The sequence below is a fragment of the Streptomyces sp. NBC_00299 genome (assembly GCF_036173045.1).
In the GTDB taxonomy this organism is placed as follows: Bacteria; Actinomycetota; Actinomycetes; order Streptomycetales; family Streptomycetaceae; genus Streptomyces; species Streptomyces machairae.
Window position 1 is genome coordinate 2,903,121 of record NZ_CP108039.1, and the last position, 23,770, is coordinate 2,926,890.

Consider the following 23,770-nt stretch of genomic DNA (forward strand, 5'->3'; position numbering starts at 1 on the left):
ATGGTCGTTGTCATTGAACTGTCCGCAGGAAGACGTCCGACACCCCGTTGGTGTCCCCCTCCACCAGATCGGGTGACGCCGACTCGAATGCGACGACAGTGCCGTCGGCGTTGACGGAGGGGTCCCGGGCCGGGAGGTCGTTGCGGCCGCCCCAGCGGTCGACGCTGACCAACTGCCGTTTCCCGGTGGCGAGTTCGAGCAGGAATACGGCGTCTCGCGAGGTGTACGCGAGGTGCGTACCGCTGCCGGAGAGCGCGGGCTCGGTGCCCCTGACCCGAGTCGTCGTCCCCGCGTCGAGGTCACGGACGTGGATCTCGTCGCCCTGCTGGAAGGCGACCCGGCGGCCGTCCTCGCTCAGGGTAGGAGCTGCGGCGCCTTCGGCTCCGGCCTGCTCCAGGGCGCCGGTGTCCAGGTCGCGGACCTGGACGCCGCCGCCCTGCTCGAAGGCGATGTACCGGCCGTCGTAGCTGATGGAGGGCTTGCGCGCCGCCTCGCCCGTGGGCGCGCTGACGACGTCGGTGGTGCCGCCGTTGAAGCGGAAGCGGTAGACGCGGGATTGCGGATGCGGGTCGGCGTCGGTCGCGGGCAGCGTGGCGGCGTAGGTGATCCACTGGCAGCTGGGGTCCACCGCGGGCTGTCCCATCCAGGTGAAGCGGACGCCCTGGTAGGAAGCCAGACTGGTCAGCTTGCCGACCGAGCGGTTGCGGATGTGGACGCCCGGCCCTCCGTCGGGTTCGTATGGAGCCCCATAGCCGACCATGCGTCCGCTGGAGCAGGGCGTGCCTTCGGACGCCGGCTTCTGTGTGCCGGAGTTGACCTGGCCGATGCCTCCGGCCGCGTTGACGAAGACGTCGTCGTCCGACGTGAACGCGACGACCTTGTCCGCGCCCAGCACCGGGTCGTACGACGCCCCGGGCCGCTGCTGTCCGTCTCCCGTCATGCTGATCCGCTCGGTGACGGACGGCATCGGGGCCGGGTTCTCACGGAGTGCGCCGGAGAGGACGAACACGTCCGACTCGGCGTTGGTGTCGCCCGGCACCAGGTGGGATGCCGTCGAACTGAACGCCACCGCACGGCCCTTGTCGGCCAGCGCGCCCTCCATGACCTGGGCGCTCGGCGGCAGGGCGGCGCCGCGCAGCCCGGTCCGCAGATCGCGCACCCGCGTGCCGTCCGCACCCGAGACGACGGCGTACCGGCCGTCCGCCGTGACGGAGGACGTCGTCCCCTCGGCCACCCGCCGCGAGGTGCCCCTGCGCAGGTCGTGGACGTACAGGCCGCCCTCCGCTTCGAGAAGGACGCGACGGCCGTCCGCCGTGATGCGGACCAGGTAGGCGGCGCCGAGGTCCGTGTCGACCTGGGTCCGCTCGCCCGTGGCCCGGTCCTTGACGAAGACGTCGGCCGGGTCCTCCTCGGAGCCGCTGCGGACGGAGTAGGCGACCCGCTCGCCGTCGCCGCTCACCGAGGCCCCGGGTTTGTCGCCCTCCTCGGCCGGTGAGATCAGTTCGTCGGTGCCGGTGGCCGTGTCGCGGACGTACAGCAGCCGGAAGTTCTCCGAGCCGTTGCGGTTGCCGATGGTGTACGCGACGTGCGTGCCGTCAGGGCTGATGGACTGCACGCGCCCCAACTCGTTGGAGCCGGGCGGGTTCTCGGGCCACACCCGCTCCGCGCGACCGGTGGCGCGGTCGTACAGGTAGGGCGCGAGGAACCGGGTGCCCGCGGAGAAGGCGATGCGGCTCCCGTCGGCGCTCGGCATCGGCGAGCCGTACGTGTAGCCGCTGCCGAGGTCGACCCTGGTGACCCCGCCGCCGGTCAGGTCCTTCACGAGCAGGCACGGGGTGAAGTGCGCGCAGCCGAAGCTCGGCGCGGTGGACACGAACGCGGTATGACGGCCGTCCGCGCTGATCGCGGCGTCGTTCGAGGGGCCGTCGGCCTGGGTGCCGTCGGCGGCGGTGCTGACGCGCTCGACGAGCGGCGGGCGGGGCGCCGCGTCGGCGCTCGGTGCCGCAGTCCCGGCGAGCGCGAGCAGCGCCGTGCCTAACGAGGCTCTGGACACACGTGCGACTCCGGACATGTTCCCCCCTGTGGTCCCCGCCGACGCTCCACCACCCGGCCCCCGCCGGGAGTTCGAAACGAGGCAAACGCATCACCGGCCACAGGGTCAATGGGTCTTATTGCGTACAACCCGGGCGGGAGGTCAGGCGTCCGCGAGGAGGCCCTCGTCCAGGAACTCCCGTACGTGGCCGAGAATCGTCCCCCGGTCCGTGCCCCGCAGCCCGATGGCCACGTGGATGGAGAAGCCGTCCAGCAGGGCCCGCAAGCGGGCGGCGAACCGGTCCGGGTCGACCGCTCGGAACTCGCCCCTCGACACCCCCTCCGCCAGCAGCGCCACCAGGTCGCGGTGCCAGGCGCCCTCGATGGCGGCCTGGCGGTCGCGGGCGTCGTCGTCGGCGTTCTGCGAGCGGTTCCAGACCTCCAGCCACAGCGTCCAGTGGGGGTCGCGGTGGCCGTCGGGGACGTACAGGTCGACGTATGCGTCGAGGCGTTCGCGGGCGGAGGCGGTCCGGGTGAGCAGCCGCCCGCGCTCGGCGCCGAGCCGGCCCTCGCTCCACTCCAGGGTCCGCAGCAGCAGCTCGTCCTTGGAGTGGAAGTAGTAGAGCAGATGGCCGCTGCTCATGCCGACCTCACGGCCGAGGGCGGCCATGGTGAGCTTCTCCAGGCCGCGTTCGGCGATCATCTCCATGGCCGCGGCGAGGACGTCCTCGCGGGGTGGGGCGGGGGTACGGCGGCGGGACGACGGGGTCTGGCTCATGCGCCGCTCACCCGCACGGCCTCGGGAAGGAAGTGCGTCTCGTACGCCCCGGTGCAGTCCCGGAACTCCGTCGCCGCCACCGCGCCACACCCGCCGCACACCGCGTTGGGACCCTCGCGTCCGGGGGGACCGCAGCAGCCGAACTCCGTCGTCGCCGGATTGTGCTCCAGCCGCTCGCGAGCGTCGCCGGGGTGGACGACCAGAGTGTCACGCGGCCCGGCGGACATCAGGAAGCCCTGGCCGTCGGGGTCGCCCATGCACACGTTCCCCGGGTTGGCGGCGTCGCACCAGTCCGGATCGGGGTGCGGCACATACGGCGCCCCGCACGGCTCCGGGTCCACCGCGTACGTCCCGCGCGGCATGGTCGCCGGGGCGTGCCGCGAGCCGTCGGGGTTCTTGCGCCCCTCGTACTCGGGTCGCGGCGGCACCTCGGGCAGCAGGCGCAGCGGCTCGGTGAGGCGGTGGCCACAGGCCGTGCAGAGCAGCAGTACGTTCACCCGTACGTTCTACCTGACCCCGGCCTTCGGCTGCTGCTGGGTAATGCAGTGGATGCCCCCGCCACCGGCGAAGACCGTCCGGGCGTCGACCAGCGTCACCGTCCGCTCCGGGAAGAGCCGGCGGAAGATGCCGGCCGCGATCTCGTCGCGCGGGTCGTCGAAGCCGCACAGCACCACGCCGCCGTTGCAGAGGTAGTGGTTGATGTAGGAGTAGTCGGCCCAGTGGCCGTCCGCCTCCAGGACGGTCGGCGCGGGCACCTCGACGACCTCCAGGCGCCGGCCGCGGGCGTCCGTCTGCGACTTCAGCAGACCGACGATCTCCTTGGTCACCTCGTGGTCGGGGTGGGCCGGGTCCGGCTGCACATGGGCCACGACCACGCCGGGGCGGGCGAAGGCGGCGACGATGTCGACATGGCCGAGGGTGCCGAAGACGTTGGGGGTGCCCCCACGCCTTTCGGGCAGTGGGGGAGGGTAGTCGCCGGTCAGGCCGCGCGGCAGCCAGATCGCCTTGCGGGTGCCCAGGTGGGCGTGGATCTCCGCCTCCACCTGCTCGCGCGTCCAGTGCGGATTGCGCTCCGGGCCGAGCTGGACCGTCTCCGTGAGCAGGACGGTGCCCTCGCCGTCGACGTGGATCGCACCGCCTTCGTTGACAAGCTTCGAGGCGTACGTCCTGGCCGACCCCGCGAGGTCGGAGACGTACGCGGCGATCTTCTCGTCGTGCTCCCAGCGGGCCCAGTCCTGGGCGCCCCAGCCGTTGAACGTCCAGTCGACGGCCGCGAGTCGACCCTTGGCGTCGGTGAGGAAGGTCGGGCCGATGTCACGCATCCAGGCGTCGTCGAGGTCCCGCTCGACCGTCTCGACGTCATGGCCGAGCAGCGCGCGGGCCTCGGCCGACTGGCCGGGGCCGCACACCACCGTCACCGGCTCGAAGCGGCGGACCGCGCGGGCGACGGACGCCCAGGCGATCCGGGAGGCCGCGAGGTCGTCCGGGTCCTCGAAGGTCGGGTTCGGCCCCGGCCAGGCCATCCAGGTGCGCTCGTGCGGGGCCCACTCGGCGGGCATGCGGAAGCCGTCGGCGGCGGGGGTCGTCATGGCGGGTCCTTGTCTGAACGTCACAGGAAATAGAGGCGGTTGAGGGAGACCGAGTCGGCCGGTTCGGAGCGCAGCGGCTCACCGTCGAGGGTGACCAGGCCGGTGCGCTGGTCCACGTCGACGGCGCCGGTACGGGAGTTGAGGCGCAGGTCGGCCGGCCCGATGCCGCGCGTGCCGCGCACGGCGACCCTGCGGCGCCGGGTCGGCATGGTGTCGTTGCCCTGGTCGACGGCGGCCTGCGCGACGAAGGCGACGGAGATGTCGGCGGGCGTGGCGCCGTACGCCCCGAACTGCGGTCCCAGGACGAGGGGTTCGCAGGTGTCGGTGGCCGCGTTGGGGTCGCCGACCACGCCGTAGGCAGGGAAGCCGGACTTCAGCACCAGCTGCGGCTTGGCACCGAAGTACTCCGGCCGCCACAGCACGATGTCGGCGAGCTTGCCGACCTCGATCGACCCCACCTCGTGCGAGAGGCCGTGCGCAATGGCCGGGTTGATGGTCAGCTTGGCCATGTAGCGCAGGACACGCTCGTTGTCGTCGCCGTCGTCCGGGGCGCCGAACTCGGCCTTCATCTTCCCGGCCATCGCGAAGGTACGGCGGACCGTCTCGCCGGCGCGCCCCATGCCCTGCGCGTCCGACGAGGTGATGCCGATCGCGCCCAGGTCGTGCAGCACGTCCTCGGCGCCCATCGTCCCGGCGCGGATGCGGTCGCGGGCCATGGCGGCGTCGCCGGGCAGGTCGGTCTTCAGGTCGTGGACGGAGACGATCATGCCGTAGTGCTCGGCGACCGCGTCCCGGCCGAAGGGCAGGGTCGGGTTGGTGGAGGAGCCGATGACGTTCGGGACGCCGGCCATCTTCAGCACGTTCGGGACGTGTCCGCCGCCGCAGCCCTCGATGTGGAAGGCGTGAATGGTGCGGCCTTCCAGTACGCGCAGGGTGTCCTCGACCGAGAGGCACTCGTTCAGGCCGTCGCTGTGCAGGGCGACCTGGACGTCGTACTCCTCGGCGACCCGCAGGGCCGTGTCCAGCGCCCGGGTGTGGGCGCCCATGTCCTCGTGCACCTTGAAGCCGGAGGCGCCGCCCTCGGCGAGGGCCTCGACGAGCGGGGCCCGGTCCGACGAGGAACCGCGCCCCAGGAAGCCGATGTTGACGGGCCAGGCGTCGAAGGCGTTGAACGCGTGCCGCAGCGCCCACGGGGAGTTGACGCCGACGCCCCACACCGGCCCGAACTCCTGCCCGATGATCGTGGTCACGCCGGAGGCGAGCGAGGCCTCCATGATGCGCGGCGACAGCAGGTGCACATGCGTGTCGACGGACCCGGCGGTGGCGATGAGCCCCTCGCCGGACACGATCGACGTGCCCGTGCCGACCACGACGTCGACGCCGTCGAGGGTGTCGGGGTTCCCGGCCCGCCCGATCGAGCAGATCCGGCCCTCCCTGATGCCGATGGAGACCTTGCGGATCCCCAGCGCCGCGTCGATCACGACGACGTTGCTGATCACCACGTCACAGGTCTCCCGGACGGCGGCCGCCTTGAGGTGCAGCCCGTCCCGGGCGGTCTTGCCGAACCCGGCGAGGAACTCGTCGCCGTAGCGCTGGGAGTCCGACTCGACGCGGATCGTCAGGCCGGAGTCGCCGAGGCGGATGCGATCGCCGGCGCGGGGGCCGTGGGTGGCGGCGTACTCGTGAGGATTCATCGTTGTGCTCCCTGAAACTCGCCCCCTGGAGCCGTGGCTCCCAGATATCCGCAGGCGGCGGCCCTGCGCAGGGCCTCTTCCTTCACCCCCGGCGCGTCCAGCGCCCCGTCCACGAGCCCCGCGAACCCGATGGCGATCCGCTCGCCCCCGATCGGGACCAGCCCGACCTCGACGCTCTCCCCCGGCCCGAAGCGCGTCGACGACCCGGCCGGAACGGCGAGGCGCATGCCGTAGGACGCGCCGCGGTCGAAGTCGAGGCGCGGGTTGGCCTCGAAGAAGTGGAAGTGGGAGGTCACGGAGACCGGCACGGTGGCGGTGTTCGTCACGATCACCCGCAGGACCGCCTCGGGCTCGGCGTGCTCGGGTCCCGGCAGCAGCGCGCCCGGGCCCTGGTCCGCGGGCCCGCCGCCACCGATGGGGTCGGACACGACCGCCAGCCGCGAGCCGTCGTCGAAGACGGCCTCGACATGTACCTCGGTGACGACGTCCGCCACGCCCGGCAGCACGTCGTCCGGCCCGAGCACGGACCGGGCACGCTCGATCGCCTCGGCGAGGCGGGCGCCGTCGCGGGCGGCCTCGCAGACGGTGTCCGCGATGAGCGCGGTCGCCTCGGGCACGTTCAGCCTGAGCCCTCTGGCCCGGCGGGCCCGGGCCAGTTCGGCGGCTCCGAAGAGCAGCAGCCGGTCACGTTCCGTCGGGGTCAGTCTCACAACGCGGCACCTCCTTGTCGTCCTCGCTTTAGAGCATCACTCTAAACACTGGATTGATGCAACCGAAACCTTGACGGCAGAGGTTAGGACACATCACATTGAACGTCGTTCTAACCGAGGGAGACCAATATGCCGATGGAACAGCGCGGAGTCGACACCATCCCCGACGGGGAACGCACGAGCGGGCCCCGGGATCTCGTCTCGATCCTGCTGGGGTCCAACCTCTGCCTCGGAGTGATCGTCTTCGGCTGGCTGCCGCCGTCGTTCGGCCTGGACTGGTGGGCGTCGGTGAGCTCGGTCGTCGTGGGCACCGTGGCCGGCACGGCCCTGACCGCCCCGCTCGCGCTGATCTCCCTGCGCACGGCGACGAACCTGTCCACGTCCTCGGGCGCCCAGTTCGGCGTGCGAGGCCGCCTCGTCGGCTCGGTGGTCGGCCTCCTGCTGGCCCTCGGCTACACCGCCCTGACCGTGTGGATCGGCGGCGACGTGATGGTCGGCGTGCTGGGCCGGCTGGTCGGGCTGCCGGCGAGCGGAATCTCGTACGGCGTGGTCTACGGACTGCTGGCCGCGGCGACCGTCGCGGGAGCGGTGTACGGCTACCGCGTGCTGCTCACCATGTCCCGCGTCCTCGCGATCGGCATGACGGCCCTGCTGGTCCTCGGTGTGATCGCCTACGCCCCACACTTCACGACCGGCGCGCTGCCGGAGGCGGGCGGCTATCTGCTGGGCGGCTTCTGGCCCACCTGGTTGCTGGCGACGGTGGCCGCGGGCCTGTCCGGGCCGATCGCCTTCATCACGCTGCTCGGCGACTACACCCGCTACATCTCGCCGGCCCGCCACTCCTCCCGCCGGGTGCTGCACGCGACCTGGCTCGGCCTCTCCCTCGGCCTGCTGATCCCCCAGCTCTTCGGCACCTTCACGGCGTACGCGGCGGGGGCCGCCCTCGACTACGCCGGACCGCTGGTCTCCGCCTCCCCCGGCTGGTACCTGGTCCCGCTCCTGCTGGCCGCCTCCGCCGGGTCGGTCGGCAACGCGGGCCTGATGCTCTACTCCATGGGCCTCGACCTGGACGCCATCCTGCCGCGCGCGTCCCGGGCGACGGCCACGTACACGGTCGCGGTGATCGCCACCGCCTGTGTCTTCGTCGGCCACTACTACTCGTCCGCGCAGGACGCGATGACGTCCTTCGTCCTGCTGCTGACGGCGATCGGCACCCCGTGGGCGGTCATCACCCTGATCGGCTTCGCACGCTGCCGTGGCGTGTACGACGCGGAGGCCCTCCAGGTCTTCAACCGCCGGGCGCGGGGCGGGATCTACTGGTACCGGGCGGGCTGGAACATCCCGGCGACGGTGGCATGGGCCCTGGGCGCGACGGTCGGCCTGCTGGCCGTCTCGCTCCCGTCGTACGAGGGGCCGCTGCTGGCCGTGACCGGCGGGGTGGACTGCAGTTTCCTGCTGTCGGGGCTGGTGGGAGGGGTGACGTACGTGCTGCTGACGATCGCCGACTCCGCTCCGGTACGCGAAAGGGCCGCCGCGGACTCGGAGGCCGCGGCGGCCCTGACGGTCAAGGCCGAGAGTTAGCCCAGCTTGTGCATCCAGCCGTGCTTGTCCTCGACCTTGCCCCGCTGCACGTCGAGAAGGGCCTGGCGCAGCTTCATCGTGACCTCGCCGGGCTCCCCGTCGCCCTGCCGCCACTGGGCGCCGGTGCGCTTCACGGTGCCGACCGGGGTGATGACGGCGGCCGTCCCGCAGGCGAAGACCTCGGTGAGGGTGCCGTCCCCCGCGTCGCGCTGCCACTGGTCGACGGAGATGCGGCCCTCCTCGGCCTCGTAGCCGAGGTCACGGGCGACGGACAGGAGGGAGTCGCGGGTGACGCCCTCCAGAATGGAGCCGGTGAGGGACGGGGTGACGATCTTGTCGCCGTACACGAAGTACAGGTTCATGCCGCCGAGTTCCTCGACCCACTTGCGCTCGACCGCGTCCAGGTAGCAGACCTGGGCGCAGCCCTCGGCGGCGGCCTCGGCCTGGGCCAGCAGGGAGGCTGCGTAGTTGCCGCCCGTCTTGGCGTCGCCCATGCCGCCCGGCACCGCGCGGACGTGGTCCTCGGAGACCCAGATGGACACCGGCTTGACGCCGCCCGGGAAGTAGGCCCCGGCCGGGGAGGCGATGACGATGAAGAGGTACTCGCTCGCGGGCTTCACGCCCAGGCCGACCTCCGTCGCGAACATGAACGGCCGCAGGTAGAGGGACTCCTCGCCACCGTGCGTCGGGACCCAGGCCTGGTCCTGGCCCACCAGCGCATCGCAGGCCTCGATGAACGTCTCGACCGGCAGCTCGGGCATGCCGAGCCGGCGGGCGGAGGACTGGAAACGCAGGGCGTTCTTCTCGGGACGGAACGTGGCGACGGACCCGTCGGGCTGACGGTAGGCCTTGAGGCCCTCGAAGATCTCCTGCGCGTAGTGCAGGACCATCGTGGCCGGGTCGAGGGAGAGCGGCGCGTACGGCACGAGCTGGCCGTCGTGCCAGCCTCGGCCCTCGGTCCACTTGATCGTCACCATGTGGTCGGTGAAGTGGCGGCCGAACCCGGGGTTGGCCAGTATCGCCTCGCGGTCTGCGGAGGAGAGCGGGCTGGCGGACGGCTTGAGCTCGATCGTGGGCGTCGTCATGAGTAGATGTCCTTCACCGGTTTCGTTGTGGCGGGCCGCGATCACGCCAGTACTGCCTGTGGCCAGTGCTAGGACGTCCGAGCATTCCTTCGTACCGCGGCTCCGCGTTCGATTATCTCAAGCGGGTGCCGTGGAAGAAATCGGCCTGTTCGACGTGATCGGCGCGAAATCGCGATCCAGGGGTTGATGGTGTCACCCGGCGGCGGACATGGGGAAGCCGCCGGGTGCGAGTGACCCGACGGCTTCGAAAGTTGTTCGAGTAGCGCGACGGGCGTCAGTCGGCTACTCGTACGGCCAGCGCGTCGCCGATCTCCGACGTGCTGCGGGCGGGCTTGCCGGTGCGCTCGGCGAGGTCGGCGGAGACCGCCTCGTCGATGCGGGCGGCCTCGGCGTCGTAGCCGAGGTGGCGCAGGAGCAGGGCGACGGACAGAACCGTGGCGGTGGGGTCCGCCTTGCCCTGGCCGGCGATGTCCGGGGCCGAGCCGTGGACCGGCTCGAACATGGACGGGAACGCGCCGGACGGGTTGATGTTCCCGGACGCGGCGACGCCGATGCCGCCGGAGACGGCCGCGGCGAGGTCGGTGATGATGTCGCCGAAGAGGTTGTCGGTGACGATGACGTCGAAGCGCTCGGGCTGCGTGACCAGGTAGATGGTCGCCGCGTCGACGTGCATGTACTCGGTGGCGACCTCGGGGAACTCCTCCGCCACCTTGTTGAAGATGTTGGTCCACAGGTGACCGGCGAAGGTCAGCACGTTGTTCTTGTGGATCAGCGCGAGCTTCTTGCGCGGGCGGGCCTGCGCGCGGGCGAAGGCGTCGCGGACCACGCGCTCGACACCGAAGGCCGTGTTCACGGAGACCTCGGTGGCGACCTCGTGCTCGGTGCCCTTGCGGATGGTGCCGCCGTTGCCGGTGTACGGGCCCTCGGTGCCCTCGCGGACCACGACGAAGTCGATCTCGGGCTGTCCGGCGAGGGGGGTGGCGACACCCGGAAGGAGCTTCGACGGACGCAGGTTGACGTGGTGGTCGAAGGCGAAGCGGAGCTTCAGCAGGAAACCGCGCTCCAGGACGCCCGACGGCACGCCCGGGTCGCCGATCGCGCCGAGCAGGATCGCGTCGTGCTTCTTCAGGGCGTCGAGGTCGGCGTCGGTGAGGGTCTCACCCGTGGCGTGGTAGCGCCGGGCGCCGAAGTCGTACTCCTTGGTCTCCAGCTTCACATCCTGCGGAAGGACGGCGGAGAGGACCTTCAGGCCTTCGGCCACGACCTCCTGGCCGATGCCGTCACCGGGAATCACTGCGAGATTGAGGCTGCGAGACATGTCGGCACCCTACTCCTCGTCCCATGGGATGACACACGATGTCCGCGATACGGACACCCCGACGGGGGACGGCGTTTGCGTGTCGACCGGCGTTCACCCGTACGTACGGCGGGCGTTGGCCTGTGCTGGGAACTTTCCCAGCATGGACCTCCCCGACTTCGGCATCCCGCCCCAGCTCGCCAGCCGTATGAGCATGGCGGAACAGCACGAGTACCTGCGTACGAAACTGACCAGGCGCCGCACGCTGGTGACGGCGGGCGCGGTGGCGGGCGGTCTGCTGACGGGCTGCTCGGGGTCGGGGGCGGGCACGTCCGGTGCGAAGCCCTCCGTTTCGGCGTCCGCTTCCACCCTCACGAAGGTGCCGGGCTCCGCGGTCGCCCCGTTCGGCCGCCATCTGGCCTTCGGCGCCGACCCGAAGGCGCAGATGCGGATCTCCTGGCAGGTGCCGGCCGCGGTGAAGAAGCCGTACGTCCGGATCGGACTGCGGCCCGACGACCTGAGCCGCCGGATCGACGCCGAGATCCGCGATCTGTACACCCCCGAACTGCAGGGCATCCGCGCGGCGTTGGAGCAGTACTACGTCCACGCGGCGCTGGACTCCCTGCGCCCCGGCACGACGTACTACTACGGCGTGGGCCATGACGGCTTCGACCCGGCGGCCCCGAAGAACCGCGCGACGATCGCATCTTTCCGCACGGCTCCCGCGAGCCCGGAGACCTTCACCTTCACGGCCTTCGGCGACCAGGGCGTCAGCGAGGCGGCCGCCACCAACGACAAACTCCTGCTGGGCCAGAACCCGGCCTTCCACCTGCACGCCGGCGACATCTGCTACGCGAACGTCAAGGGCCTCGGCAAGGAGTCGGACGCCTACGACCCCGGCTTCTGGGACGGTTACCTCAAGCAGACCGAGTCGGTGGCCAAGTCGGTGCCGTGGATGGTGACGACCGGCAACCACGACATGGAGGCCTGGTACTCGCCGGACGGCTACGGCGGCCAGCTGGCCCGCTGGTCCCTGCCGGACAGCGGCTTCGACTCCCGTACGGCCCCGGGCGTGTACTCCTTCACCTACGGCAACGTCGGCTTCGTGGCGCTGGACGCCAACGACGTGTCGTACGAGATTCCCGCCAACCGGGGCCACACGGACGGCCGCCAGACCAAGTGGCTGGACGAGCGGCTCGGTGAGCTGCGGGCGGCGAAGGGCGTCGACTTCATCGTCGTCTTCTTCCACCACTGCGCGTACTCGACGTCCTCGCACGCATCCGACGGAGGTGTGCGGGCCGAGTGGGTGCCGCTCTTCGCCCGGCACCAGGTGGACCTGGTGATCAACGGGCACAACCACGTCTACGAGCGGACGGACGCCATCAAGAACGGCGAGGTCGGCAGGCAGGTGCCCATCGGCACCTCGACGGACCCGACGCGGGACGGCATCGTGTACGTCACGGCGGGCGGCGGCGGCAAGGAGCTGTACGGCTTCCCCGCGGGCGTCGAGGAGAGCTACGAGGGGCATGTGACCGAGCGCGAGTCGGTCGACACCTTCAAGTGGACCAAGTCACGCGACACCAAGACGGAGAGCGTGCAGTGGTCGCGGGTGCGCTACCGGGGCTTCTCCTTCCTCACGGTGGAGGCGGAGAGCGGCGCGAAACCCCGGCTGAAGGTGTCGGCACTGGCGCAGAACGGGGAGCGCATCGACCACTTCGAGGTGCGGCGAGGCGGCTGATCGGCCTGAGGTCAGCGCCCTGCGCGATCAGCCACGACGACGCCGCACTCGAACAACGACACTTCGCGGTACTACCGGCGGCAGCGCCTACGCGGCCTGGTGGCCGGTGGCTCCGCCGTTGTCCCTGCGGTCGAGGGCGCGCTGGAGGGCCGCTGCGGCGTTCTTGCGGTCGGACTCGCTCGTGCGGGAGAGGTGACGGACTCGGCGGCGGGCGGTCGTCTCGGCCATGGGAAATCGACTCCTTCGACAATCCGGGAGTGCAGACAGGGGATACGAGACGCCGGATGGGGCGGGGAGCGGTGCCGCAGGGGTTGCCTGCAAGGGGCCCGGCTCACGACCGCCATTCGCTTGATCGAGCGAGACGTTCGGCTTCTACAAAACTAAGGGAGGACGGCGCGTCTGTCTCCACAATTACTCGGACTTCCTACTATCTGAGACGGCCGACTGGGTCACACCCCACTGACCTGCGCTTTCCTTCTTCGCCCCGTCAGAGCACGTCCCCGTCCCGCCAGTCGAAGACCAGCTCGAACGCGGGGTCGAGCGCACCGGCGAGAGCGGCCCGCACGAAGGTCGTGCCTTCCTCGTCCGGCAGATGCACGACGCCCTCGGGTCCCAGCGCGCAGACCCGCCCGCGCCACACCTCCCAGCCGCGAGCGGCGTACAGCGCCGCGCCCTCGTCGCTCGCGGACAGCATCCCCGCGTCGTACGCCCGGTCGATCACCCGCTCCAGCTCCGCCATCACCCGGCCCCCGAGCCCGGTCCGCCGCGCATCGGCCCGCACGGCGACGGCCTCGACGTACCCGACCCGCAGCCACCGGTCCCGGTACCGCACCCGCCGCATGATCACCGAACCGTGCGCGACGACCCGCCCGGCGTCGTCCTGGACGAGGGCGTGGATACCGCCGAGCCCGTGCTCGAAGTCCTCGTCGGAGAAGTCCCCGTCGAAGGCGTCGTCCAACAGGGCACGGATCGCGCTCAGTTCAGCGGGGGTGAGGTCGGCGGTGTGCACGGTGCGCGGGGTGCCGGCGGAGGTGGGTGCGGTCATCGGACCAGTATCGGCAACGGACCGGGCCGGCGGGCGGCTCGCCCACTCGGCTGATCCTGCGGGGCGTACGGGACACAGGGTTGCGTCGAGGGGAACGGTGACGTCATGAACGACATGGCGAAGGTGTTCCTCGAGGGCGGCCCCGACGATCTGTCCGAGCGGATCGTTCCGACCCCGTCCCCGGGCCCCGATGCGAAGATCAGGCTCCGCGGTGGATACGAGCACTTCAGGCCGACGTCACGGCACACGGACACACCGGAGGGCAGGCTGCCGGTGTACGAGTGGTGGGAGCGGACGGAGATCGCCGAATAGCCGCACCGAAGGTGACGGACAGCAAGGGGCCGGGTCAGTCAAGACCCGGCCCCTTCCCGTAAGTTGGGGTGTCAGCCCATGTGCGGGTACGCGTAGTCGGTCGGCGCGACCAGCGTCTCCTTGATGGCGCGGGTCAGCGTCCAGCGCATCAGGTTCTGCGGGGCGCCGGCCTTGTCGTTGGTGCCGGAGGCGCGGCCGCCGCCGAAGGGCTGCTGGCCGACCACGGCGCCGGTCGACTTGTCGTTGATGTAGAAGTTGCCGGCCGCGTAGCGCAGCTTGTCCATCGTGTACGCCGCCGCGGCGCGGTCGCCCGAGATGACCGAGCCGGTCAGCGCGTAGGCGGACACCGACTCCATCTGCTCCAGCATCTCGTCGTACTTGTCGTCCTCGTAGACGTGCACGGCGAGGAACGGGCCGAAGTACTCGGTCGTGAAGACCTCGTTCTCCGGGTCGGTGCACTCGACGACGGTCGGGCGGACGAAGTAGCCGACCGAGTCGTCGTAGGAGCCGCCCGCGACGATCGTGCAGGTCGGGTCCTGCTTCGCCCGGTCGATCGCCGCCTTGTTCTTGGCGAACGCCCGCTCGTCGATGACCGCGCCGATGAAGTTCGACAGGTCCGTCACATCGCCCATGGTGATGTAGTCGACCTCGGCCGCGAACTCCTCCTTGAAGCCGGAGTTCCAGATCGACGCCGGGATGTACGCCCGGGAGGTCGCCGAGCACTTCTGGCCCTGGTACTCGAAGGCACCGCGGGTCAGCGCGGTCTTCAGCACGGCCTTGTCGGCGCTCGGGTGGGCGACGACGAAGTCCTTGCCGCCGGTCTCGCCGACGATGCGCGGGTAGGAGCGGTACTTCTCGATGTTGTTGCCGACCGTCTTCCACAGGTACTGGAAGGTCTTGGTCGAGCCGGTGAAGTGGATGCCGGCGAGGTCGCGGTGCTCCAGAGCGACCTTGGAGACCTCGATGCCGTCACCGGTGACGAGGTTGATGACGCCCTTGGGCAGGCCCGCTTCCTCCAGCAGCTGCAGGAGCAGCACGGCGGCGTGGGTCTGCGTCGGGCTCGGCTTCCACACCACGACGTTGCCCATCAGCGCGGGCGCGGTGGGCAGGTTGCCCGCGATGGCCGTGAAGTTGAACGGCGTGATCGCGTAGACGAAGCCCTCGAGGGGGCGGTGGTCGAGGCGGTTCCAGACGCCCGGGGAGTTCGCCGGGGGCTGCTCGGCGAGCAGGTCGCGGGCGTACTTGACGTTGAAGCGCCAGAAGTCGATGAGCTCGCAGGGCGTGTCGATCTCGGCCTGCTGGGCGGTCTTCGACTGACCGAGCATGGTGGAGGCGGCCAGCGTCTCGCGCCACGGTCCGGACAGCAGCTCGGCGGCGCGCAGGATGATCGCCGCGCGGTCGTCGAAGGACATCGCGCGCCAGGCCGGCGCGGCGGCGAGGGCCGCGTCGATGGCGTCCTGGGCGTCCTGCTGGGTGGCGTTGCCGTAGGTGCCGAGGCGGGCCTTGTGGTTGTGCGGCTGCACGACGTCGACGCGCTCGCCGCCACCCAGCCGGCGCTCGCCGCCGATGGTGCACGGCAGGTCGATCGGGTTCTCGGCCAGCTCCTTGAGCTTGACCTCCAGCCGGGCGCGCTCGGGCGAGCCGGGGGCATAGCCGTGCACCGGCTCGTTGACGGGGGTGGGGACCTGGGTCACAGCGTCCATGGGTTCCGTAACTCCTTACTGAGCGGTGTGTTGCGAGCCGTTGTGCGGGGCTCAGCCCTTGCTGACCATCGAGCGGAGGAAGAAGCGCAGGTTCGCCGGCTTCTCAGCGAGCCTCCGCATGAAGTAGCCGTACCAGTCGGTGCCGTAGGCCGTGTAGACGCGCATGCGGTGGCCCTCCGCGGCCAGCCGCAGGTGCTCGTCGCTGCGGATCCCGTACAGCATCTGGAACTCGTACTCGTCCAGCTTGCGCCCGGCGCGCCGCGCGAGCTCCTGTGCGATGGAGATCAGGCGCGGGTCGTGGGACCCGATCATCGGGTACCCGGCGCCCTCCATCAGAACCTTGAGGATCCGGACGTACGCCTTGTCGATCTCCTGTTTCTGCTGGTAGGCGACCTCGGCGGGCTCCTTGTAGGCACCCTTGACGAGCCGTACGCGGCTGCCGTTCGCGGCGAGCCGGCGGGCGTCGGCCTCGGTGCGGAAGAGGTAGGCCTGGATGACGCAGCCGGTCTGCGGGAAGTCCTTCCGCAGCTCCTCGTGGATGGCGAACATCGAGTCGAGGGTGGTGTGGTCCTCCGCGTCCAGCGTGACCGTCGTGCCGATCGCGGCGGCGGCCTCGACGACCGGGCGGACGTTGGAGAGGGCGAGCTCGTGGCCGCCCTCCAGCGCCTGGCCGAACATGGAGAGCTTGACGGACATCTCGACGCGCTCGCCGAGCTCCAGGTCCTTGATCCGGTCGACGAGCGCCAGGTAGGCGTCCCGCGCGGCCTCGGCCTGGTCGGGGCGGGTGATGTCCTCGCCGACGACGTCCATCGTCAGCTCCAGGCCGTTGCCGGTGAGCTCCTCGATGATCGGCACGATGTCGTGAACGGTCTCGCCGGGGATGAACCGGTCGACGACCTGTTTCGTCACCGGGGCCGCCGAGATCAGGCGTCGCATCCGGTCGCTGCGCGACGCGGCGAGAATCACGGGACCCAGCACGGGGCACCTCCACAAACACTGCCGAATGACGGCCGACACCCCGATAAGTGATGTTCCGGGGACGGCACGGAGAACCACCGTGAAACCTAAGGATCCCTCCGAACGGCGGCCATCGACAGCTGTCACGCATCGGTGCCACAGATCTCAGACAGATGTATGAAGGCGACGCGAAAATGCGGGAGAATGCCCGAGTGACGCCGGAATTCAAGGACCACAAGGACCACAAGGACGACTACCAGGAGCTGGTCGACGAGATCTCCGAGCTGCTGGGCGCGCCCGCCACGCTGGAGAACCGCGACTTCGAACTGATCGCCTTCGGTGCGTACGACAGTGAGGGCGACCTCGACGCGTCCGCCCTGGATCCCGTCCGCACCCGCTCGATCCTGACGCGGCGCTCCACGACGGCGGTGCGGACGTGGTTCGAGGGCTTCGGCATCACCCGGGCGACGGGCCCGGTGCGCATCCCGCCCACCCCGGAGGCGGGCGTCTACCGGGGACGCGTCTGCCTCCCCGTACGCCACCGGGGCGTGGTCCTGGGCTACGTGTGGCTCCTGGACGACGATCCGGGCCCCACGGACCAGCAACTGTCGGCCGCCATGGAGGTGACCGCCCGCATCGGCGCGCTGCTCGCGGACGAGGCACAGCACGGGGCGGATCTGAGCCGGGAACTGCGGGCCGCGCTCACCTCGGAGCGGGGCTGGCAGGGGGACCAGGCGCTGGCGGCCCTGCGCACGGCACTCGGCCCGCGGGGCGAGGGCACGCACACCGTGGTCTGCGTCGCCCCGTGGCCGTCCGCCGACCCCGACGACGCCCCGTCCGTCCGTACGGTGCCGCACGCGACGGCGCTGTGCACGGTGCCGTGGGGTGGGGGCACCTCCCACGCCCTCAAGGCAGTGGGGGAGAGCGGGCAGAGCCTCGCCATCCTGGTCCGGCTGCGCTCGCCGGAGGTGCGGACGCCGGCCCAGGCGGCGGCGTCGCGGCTGCTCAAGGAGGGCGGGGTCCAGGCGGCCGCAGGCATCGGCGCACCCCGCTCCGGTCTCGCCGACCTGGCCGCCACCTGGCAGGAGGCGTCGGCCGCGGCCCGCGCCGCCCTGGCCGAACCCCGTCTGGGCCCGGTCGCCGAGTGGGCGCACATCGGCCCGTACCGCCTGCTCACGTCCCTCCCCCCGGAGGCCGCCCGGGACCCCGCAATCACTCAGCTCCTCTCCCCCGCCCAGCACGAACTCGCCCGCACCGCCGAGGTCTACCTCGACTGCGCGGGCCAGGCCGGCCGCACCGCCGCCGAACTCGGCATCCACCGCCAGACCCTGTACTACCGGCTCTCCCGCGTCGAACAACTCACGGGCCTGGACCTGGACGACGGGGAGGACCGGCTGCTGCTGCACATGGCGCTGAAGGGGGCGCGACTCTAGGGCCTGTCCTGGACGAGAGGGCTGGTCCTGGACGAGAGGGCTGGTCCTGGACGAGTCAGGCGGGTCACTTCGGAGTGGCTGCCTCCAGCACCTGGCGCAGGCCCTCGGTGAGCTGGTCCGCGCCGGGCGCGGTCTTCGGGTCGAACATCCACTGCGCGATGAGCCCCGTCATCAGGGTCACGTAGAACCTGCCGAGGGTGTCCACGGTCTCTTCCGGGACATCTTCCTCCCGGCCGCCCATGAGCAGCGGAATCAGTCCGCGACAGGCCTCCCGCTGAGCCACCGCCAGATGGTCGCGGACTTCCGGCAGCTGATCGCCCATGACGACGATCTCCATGCTGAGCCGCCACAGGGAGCCGGGCCCGCTCATGGTGCCGATGATGTTCGTCCACACCTCACGGAACCGTTCGAGCGAGCCGGGCTCGGCGGTGACCCCGGTGACCTCGTCGCCGTCGAAGGCGTCGCTCATCCCCTCGACCAGCGACACATAGGCCTGGGCGAGCAGCGCGTCCTTGGAGCCGTAGTGGTAGCCGATCGAGGCCAGGTTGGCCCCCGACTCCTTGACGATGTCCCGCGCCGTCGTCCGCGCGAACCCCTTGTCGAGCAGGCAGCGCTTGGCGCCCTCCAGCAAATCCTCACGGTGTCCCATGCACCCACTCTACTGCCGATCCATACAACCGTCCCATACGGCCGTCTTATACAATCGTTCTAGACAAGCGTTTAATACGCGCGTACATTCACCGCCATGACAACGAACCCGACGAGCACCACCACGCCTCCTCCCCCCGGCGCCGGACGCCGCGAATGGACCGCTCTCGGCGTGCTGATGCTGCCGCTGCTGCTGGTCTCGATGGACGTATCCGTCCTCTACTTCGCCGTCCCGTCGATCAGCGCGGACCTGGCGCCGAGCGGCACCCAGCAGCTGTGGATCTTCGACATCTACGCCTTCGTGCTGGCCGGCCTGCTGATGACCATGGGCTCGCTCGGCGACCGCATCGGCCACCGCCGGCTCCTACTGATCGGCGCCGCCGCCTTCGGTGCCGCCTCACTGCTGGCGGCGTACGCGAACAGCGCCGAGATGCTGATCGCGGCCCGCGCGATCCTCGGCGTCGGCGGCGCGACCCTGATGCCGTCGACGATGGCCATGCTCCGCACGATGTTCACCGACCCCGCCCAGCGCGCGAAGGCGATCGGCGTGTGGTCAGGCGTGATGACCGCGGGGATCGCACTCGGCTCGGTGATGAGCGGGGTCCTGGTCGAGCACTTCTGGTGGGGCTCGGTCTTCCTGGTCAACCTGCCCGCGATGGCGCTGCTGCTGGTGCTCGGCCCGCTGCTGCTCCCCGAGTCGAGGAATCCTTCCCCCGACCGCTTCGACTGGCTGAGCGTCCCGCTGTCGATGGCGGCCGTGCTCCCCGTGATCTACGGACTGAAGGAGATCCCCTCCGAGGGCTTCAACGTCCGCTACGTCGTCTCGATCACCGTCGGCCTGCTCTTCGCGGCCCTCTTCGTGCACCGCCAGCGCACGGCCGCCTCACCGATGATCTCGCCGGTCCTGTTCCGCGGCCGGGGCTTCGCGCCGTCGGTCGTCCTGAACCTGGTCTGCATGTTCGGGGTGATGGGCTCGGCCTACTTCACCACGCAGTACCTGCAGTCGGTGCTCGGCAAGGGCGCGCTGGAGGCGGCGCTGTGGGCGCTGCTGCCGTCGGTGCCGATCGGCGCGGCGGGGCCGATCGCGACCCAGCTGGTGCAGCGGGGCGTCAACCGTGCCTACGTCGTCACGGCGGGCTTCGCGATCTCCGCGGCCGGATTCGCGCTGCTCGCCCTCGCCGGTACGGACTCTCTGTGGCTGGTCCTGAGCTCGTGCGCGGTCCTCGCCGTCGGCGGCGTCATGGTGATGTCCCAGATCATGGACCTCGCGATGGGCACCGCCCCGGTGGAGCGGGCGGGCTCGGCGTCCTCCCTGATGGAGACCGCCGGCGAGTTCGGCGGCGCCATGGGCATGGCGGTGCTCGGCTCGATCGGTACGGCGGTCTACCGCCACGAGATCCCCGCCTCCGCACCGGACGTGGCCCACGAGACGCTGGGCGGAGCGCTGGCGGTCGCCGACGGGGTGCCGGGTCTGGCCACGCTCGCGCGGGAGGCGTTCACCAGCGGGATGCAGGGGGCGGCGATCGCGGGCGCGGTCCTGCTGGCGGGGGCGGCGGTGCTCGCCGCGGTCACGCTGCGCCGGGTCGAGATCCGGGAGCCGGCATGCGAAACGCCGGACGAACCGAGCAAGCTCAGCGCGTCCGGCGTTCGATAGGCCTCAGCGTCTCAGGCCTGGGCGTGCGACAGGCCTCAGGCCAGGTTCACCGCACGGGCCGACGTCGCCCCGATCTCCTCGGCGACCTCGGTCAGCACCCCGGCGGGCACCGTGTCGTCGACGGTCAGGACGGCCAGCGCCTCACCACCGGCGACGGCACGCGAGACCTGCATGCCGGCGATGTTGATGCCCGCCTCGCCGAAGACACGGCCGACCGTGCCGACGACGCCCGGACGGTCCTCGTACCTCAGGACGACCATGTGGTCGGCGAGCGCGAGGTCCACGTCGTAGTCGCCGACCGCGACGATCTTCTGCAGGTGCTTGGGGCCGGCCAGCGTGCCGGACACCGACACCTCCTCGCCGCCCGCGAGCGTGCCGCGCACGGTGACGACGTTGCGGTGGTCGGTGGCCTCCGAGCTGGTCGTCAGCCGCACCTCCACGCCGCGCTCCTGGGCGAACAGCGGGGCGTTGACGTACGACACCGTCTCGTCGACGACGTCCTCGAAGACACCCTTGAGGGCGCTGAGCTCCAGCACCTTCACATCGTGCTGGGTGATCTCGCCGTAGACCTCGACGTCGAGGCGGACCGCGACCTCACCGGCGAGCGCCGTGAAGATACGGCCGAGGCGCTCGGCGAGCGGCAGACCCGGCTTGACGTCCTCGGCGATGACGCCGCCCTGGACGTTCACCGCGTCGGGCACGAGCTCACCGGCGAGGGCGAGGCGCACCGAGCGGGCCACGGCGATACCGGCCTTCTCCTGCGCCTCGTCGGTGGAGGCGCCGAGGTGCGGGGTGCTGACGACCTGGTCGAACTCGAACAGCGGGGAGTCCGTGCAGGGCTCCTTCGCGTACACGTCGAGACCGGCGCCGGCGACCCGGCCCTCCTTGAGGGCGGAGTACAGCGCCTCCTCGTCGACGATCCCGCCGCGCGCGGCGTTGACGATGCGCACGCTCGGCTTGACCTTGCGCAGCGCCTCGTCGCCGATCAGGCCGAGGGTCTCGGGGGTCTTGGGCAGGTGGACGGTGATGAAGTCGGAGACCTCGAGCAGCTCGTCCAGCGACAGCACCTTGACGCCCATCTGTGCGGCCCGCGCGGGCTGCACGTAGGGGTCGTAGGCGACGACCTTCATGCCGAAGGCCGACATGCGCTGCGCGACGAGGGCCCCGATCCGGCCCAGGCCCACGACACCGAGGGTCTTCTCGGCCAGCTCGACGCCCGTGTACTTGCTGCGCTTCCACTCGCCGTTCTTGAGCGCGGCGTTGGCCTGCGGGATGTTGCGGGCGGTGGCGAGCAGGAGACCGCAGGCGAGCTCGGCGGCGGTCACGATGTTCGAGGTGGGGGCGTTGACGACCATCACGCCGGCCTTGGTGGCGGCGGAGACGTCGACGTTGTCCAGGCCGACGCCGGCTCGTGCGACGACCTTGAGCTTGCGCGCGGCGGCGACGGCCTCGGCGTCGACCTTGGTGGCCGAGCGGATCAGGATCGCGTCCACGTCGGCGATGGCCGGGAGCAGGGCGGCTCGGTCCGCTCCGTTGCAGTGGCGGATCTCGAAGTCGGGGCCAAGCGCGTCAACGGTGGCGGGCGACAGCTCTTCAGCGATGAGTACGACGGGTTTCGAGCTCACGTGAGTCCTCACATGTCCATTGCGGACGGCCGTCCCGACGGCCGCAGGCGGTGGAGGGGTGGTCCGCGTGGAAGACGCACGACGCTGTGGGCCTGACGCGTATGTAGTACGGCAGTGTAGTGGCGCGCCGAGAGGCATCATGCGCCTCTTCGGAAGGATCACCCGTCCGTGATGCGACGGGTTGGACAACGGGGCCGGATGTGCGCGCTCCGGCCCCGTCGGCCGAGGCTTACGCCTCCTCGTTCACCCAGCTCATGAGCTTGCGCAGCTCCTTGCCGGTGGTCTCCAGCAGGTGCTCGGAGTCCTGCTGCTTGTACTCGTTGTACTTCTTCAGACCGCCGTGGTACTCGTCCATCCAGGCCTGGGCGAAGGTGCCGTCCTGGATCTCGGCGAGGACCTTCTTCATCTCGGCCTTGGTGGCGTCCGTGATGATGCGCGGGCCGGTGACGTAGTCGCCCCACTCGGCGGTCTCGGAGATCGACCAGCGCATCTTCTCCAGGCCGCCCTCGTACATGAGGTCGACGATGAGCTTCAGCTCGTGCAGGCACTCGAAGTACGCGATCTCCGGCTGGTAACCGGCCTCGGTCAGGGTCTCGAAACCGGCCTTGACCAGCGCGGCCGTACCACCACAGAGGACGGCCTGCTCACCGAACAGGTCGGTCTCGGTCTCCTCGGTGAAGGTCGTCTTGATGACACCGGCACGGGTGCCGCCGATGCCCTTGGCGTACGACAGGGCCAGCGCGAAGGCGTTGCCGGAGGCGTCCTGCTCGACGGCCGCGATGCAGGGAACGCCGCGACCCTCCTCGTACTGGCGGCGCACCAGGTGGCCCGGGCCCTTCGGGGCGACCATGCAGACGTCCACGCCGGCCGGGGGCTTGATGAAGCCGAAGCGGATGTTCAGGCCGTGACCGAAGAACAGCGCGTCGCCGTCCTTCAGGTTGTCCTTGATGTGGTCCTCGTACACCTGGGCCTGGATCGGGTCCGGGACGAGGATCATGATGACGTCGGCCTCGGCGGCGGCCTCCGACGGCGTCACCACGCGCAGGCCCTGCTCCTCGGCCTTCGCCTTGGACTTGGAGCCCTCGTGCAGACCGACGCGGACGTCGACACCCGAGTCACGGAGCGACAGCGCGTGGGCGTGGCCCTGGCTGCCGTAACCGATGACCGCGACCTTGCGGCCCTGGATGATGGACAGGTCGGCGTCGGCGTCGTAGAACAGCTCGGCCACTTTGGGTTCTCTCCTTGGTGTGCAGGTGTTGCGTCCCACCGTATGACGGGGGGCGGAAGGGAAGTTTCGGGGTCTCGCCATACGGGCGGAATTCCGGACGGCCGGTGTCACCCGGCCGTCCGAACGCGCCTACGCCGAGCGGTCGAGCGCGCGCAGCGAGCGGTCCGTGATGGAGCGGGCGCCGCGGCCGATCGCGATCGTGCCGGACTGGACGAGCTCCTTGATGCCGAAGGGCTCCAGCATCTTCAGCATCGCCTCCAGCTTGTCGCTGGAACCGGTGGCCTCGATGGTGACGGCCTCCGGGGAGACGTCGACGGTCTTGGCACGGAACAGCTGGACGATCTCGACGATCTGGGAGCGGGTCTCGTTGTCGGCGCGCACCTTCACCAGAACGAGTTCGCGCTGAACGGCCGAACCCGGCTCCAGCTCGACGATCTTCAGCACGTTGACGAGCTTGTTGAGCTGCTTCGTCACCTGCTCCAGCGGCAGGTCGGCGACGCTCACCACGATGGTGATGCGGGAGATGTCGGGGTGTTCGGTGACGCCGACCGCGAGCGAGTCGATGTTGAAGCCGCGGCGGGAGAACAGTGCGGCGATCCGGGCCAGGATGCCGGGCGTGTTCTCCACCAGGACGGAGAGCGTGTGCTTGGACATGATCTTTT

Annotated in this window: 21 protein-coding genes; 5 read left to right on the forward strand and 16 right to left on the reverse strand. The window is 70.4% G+C overall.

Annotation, left to right across the window (positions count from 1 at the left end; translation table 11 throughout):
• Positions 1-10: 10 nt before the first annotated feature.
• The 6 genes from OHT51_RS12615 to ureA form a co-directional block, all read right to left on the reverse strand.
• On the reverse strand, positions 11-2,053 hold the full coding sequence (locus tag OHT51_RS12615) for a TolB family protein (RefSeq protein WP_328879008.1): 2,043 nt from the start codon (positions 2,051-2,053) through the stop codon (positions 11-13).
• Positions 2,054-2,194: 141 nt separating this feature from the next.
• Positions 2,195-2,809: a TetR/AcrR family transcriptional regulator gene (locus OHT51_RS12620; RefSeq protein ID WP_328879009.1), complete on the reverse strand. Its 615-nt coding sequence runs from the start codon at positions 2,807-2,809 to the stop codon at positions 2,195-2,197.
• A complete protein-coding gene (locus OHT51_RS12625) occupies positions 2,806-3,306 on the reverse strand; it encodes a hypothetical protein (protein WP_328879010.1) in 501 nt (166 codons plus the stop codon). The genes OHT51_RS12620 and OHT51_RS12625 overlap by 4 nt, the downstream gene beginning before the upstream one ends.
• Before the next feature lie 9 nt (positions 3,307-3,315).
• Positions 3,316-4,398 carry an agmatine deiminase family protein gene (locus OHT51_RS12630; RefSeq protein ID WP_328879011.1) on the reverse strand — a complete coding sequence of 361 codons (1,083 nt, stop codon included), beginning with the start codon at positions 4,396-4,398 and terminating at the stop codon, positions 3,316-3,318.
• 20 nt (positions 4,399-4,418) lie between these two features.
• On the reverse strand, positions 4,419-6,092 hold the full coding sequence (locus OHT51_RS12635; protein ID WP_328879012.1) for an urease subunit alpha: 1,674 nt from the start codon (positions 6,090-6,092) through the stop codon (positions 4,419-4,421).
• Positions 6,089-6,802, reverse strand: a complete 714-nt coding sequence (gene ureA / locus OHT51_RS12640; protein WP_328879013.1) for an urease subunit gamma — start codon at positions 6,800-6,802, stop codon at positions 6,089-6,091. Before ureA ends, OHT51_RS12635 begins: the two co-directional genes overlap by 4 nt.
• 129 nt (positions 6,803-6,931) lie before the next feature.
• On the opposite strand from ureA, the gene OHT51_RS12645 reads away from it, so the two are divergent.
• The gene (locus OHT51_RS12645; RefSeq protein ID WP_328879014.1) at positions 6,932-8,383 is read left to right on the forward strand and encodes a cytosine permease; all 1,452 of its coding nucleotides are present in this window, start codon (positions 6,932-6,934) and stop codon (positions 8,381-8,383) included.
• Here OHT51_RS12645 and OHT51_RS12650 read toward each other — a convergent pair.
• Together OHT51_RS12650 and OHT51_RS12655 are read right to left on the reverse strand one after the other, a co-directional pair.
• A complete protein-coding gene (locus tag OHT51_RS12650; RefSeq protein WP_328879015.1) occupies positions 8,380-9,468 on the reverse strand; it encodes a branched-chain amino acid aminotransferase in 1,089 nt (362 codons plus the stop codon). The two genes, OHT51_RS12645 and OHT51_RS12650, sit on opposite strands and share 4 nt — an antisense overlap.
• 274 nt (positions 9,469-9,742) lie before the next feature.
• On the reverse strand, positions 9,743-10,786 hold the full coding sequence (locus OHT51_RS12655) for a 3-isopropylmalate dehydrogenase (protein WP_328879016.1): 1,044 nt from the start codon (positions 10,784-10,786) through the stop codon (positions 9,743-9,745).
• 142 nt (positions 10,787-10,928) lie between these two features.
• Here OHT51_RS12655 and OHT51_RS12660 point away from each other — a divergent pair, with 142 nt between their 5' ends.
• Entirely contained in the window at positions 10,929-12,503 is a 1,575-nt protein-coding gene (locus OHT51_RS12660; protein ID WP_328879017.1) for a purple acid phosphatase family protein, read from the forward strand.
• An 87-nt stretch (positions 12,504-12,590) separates the two neighbouring features.
• Here OHT51_RS12660 and OHT51_RS12665 read toward each other — a convergent pair whose 3' ends face one another.
• The gene (locus tag OHT51_RS12665; RefSeq protein WP_107083653.1) at positions 12,591-12,731 is read right to left on the reverse strand and encodes a hypothetical protein; all 141 of its coding nucleotides are present in this window, start codon (positions 12,729-12,731) and stop codon (positions 12,591-12,593) included.
• 259 nt (positions 12,732-12,990) lie between these two features.
• The gene (locus OHT51_RS12670; RefSeq protein ID WP_328879018.1) at positions 12,991-13,548 is read right to left on the reverse strand and encodes a GNAT family N-acetyltransferase; all 558 of its coding nucleotides are present in this window, start codon (positions 13,546-13,548) and stop codon (positions 12,991-12,993) included.
• Between the two features lie 105 nt (positions 13,549-13,653).
• Between OHT51_RS12670 and OHT51_RS12675 the strand changes: the two genes are divergently transcribed.
• A complete protein-coding gene (locus OHT51_RS12675) occupies positions 13,654-13,860 on the forward strand; it encodes a DUF5988 family protein (protein WP_328879019.1) in 207 nt (68 codons plus the stop codon).
• A gap of 71 nt (positions 13,861-13,931) precedes the next feature.
• On the opposite strand, the gene pruA is transcribed toward OHT51_RS12675, so the two are convergent.
• On the reverse strand, positions 13,932-15,563 hold the full coding sequence (gene pruA, locus OHT51_RS12680; RefSeq protein ID WP_328879020.1) for an L-glutamate gamma-semialdehyde dehydrogenase: 1,632 nt from the start codon (positions 15,561-15,563) through the stop codon (positions 13,932-13,934).
• 51 nt (positions 15,564-15,614) lie between these two features.
• The gene (locus tag OHT51_RS12685) at positions 15,615-16,541 is read right to left on the reverse strand and encodes a proline dehydrogenase family protein (RefSeq protein ID WP_328879021.1); all 927 of its coding nucleotides are present in this window, start codon (positions 16,539-16,541) and stop codon (positions 15,615-15,617) included.
• Between the two features lie 173 nt (positions 16,542-16,714).
• Here OHT51_RS12685 and OHT51_RS12690 point away from each other — a divergent pair, with 173 nt between their 5' ends.
• Positions 16,715-17,953, forward strand: coding sequence for a PucR family transcriptional regulator (locus OHT51_RS12690; RefSeq protein WP_328879022.1), 1,239 nt, complete (start codon positions 16,715-16,717; stop codon positions 17,951-17,953).
• A 64-nt stretch (positions 17,954-18,017) separates the two neighbouring features.
• Here OHT51_RS12690 and OHT51_RS12695 read toward each other — a convergent pair whose 3' ends face one another.
• Positions 18,018-18,602 (reverse strand): TetR/AcrR family transcriptional regulator, encoded by a 585-nt coding sequence (locus tag OHT51_RS12695; protein ID WP_328879023.1) that lies wholly within the window; start codon positions 18,600-18,602, stop codon positions 18,018-18,020.
• A 96-nt stretch (positions 18,603-18,698) separates the two neighbouring features.
• On the opposite strand from OHT51_RS12695, the gene OHT51_RS12700 reads away from it, so the two are divergent.
• Complete coding sequence (locus tag OHT51_RS12700; protein WP_328879024.1) at positions 18,699-20,255, forward strand: MFS transporter; 1,557 nt, start codon at positions 18,699-18,701, stop codon at positions 20,253-20,255.
• Positions 20,256-20,290: 35 nt separating this feature from the next.
• Here the strand turns inward: OHT51_RS12700 and serA are convergent, their stop codons facing one another.
• The 3 genes from serA to ilvN form a co-directional block, all read right to left on the reverse strand.
• A complete protein-coding gene (gene serA / locus OHT51_RS12705; protein ID WP_328879025.1) occupies positions 20,291-21,880 on the reverse strand; it encodes a phosphoglycerate dehydrogenase in 1,590 nt (529 codons plus the stop codon).
• Between the two features lie 229 nt (positions 21,881-22,109).
• The gene (gene ilvC, locus OHT51_RS12710; protein WP_328879026.1) at positions 22,110-23,108 is read right to left on the reverse strand and encodes a ketol-acid reductoisomerase; all 999 of its coding nucleotides are present in this window, start codon (positions 23,106-23,108) and stop codon (positions 22,110-22,112) included.
• Positions 23,109-23,237: 129 nt separating this feature from the next.
• The gene (ilvN, locus tag OHT51_RS12715; RefSeq protein ID WP_007496172.1) at positions 23,238-23,762 is read right to left on the reverse strand and encodes an acetolactate synthase small subunit; all 525 of its coding nucleotides are present in this window, start codon (positions 23,760-23,762) and stop codon (positions 23,238-23,240) included.
• Positions 23,763-23,770 lie beyond the last annotated feature (8 nt).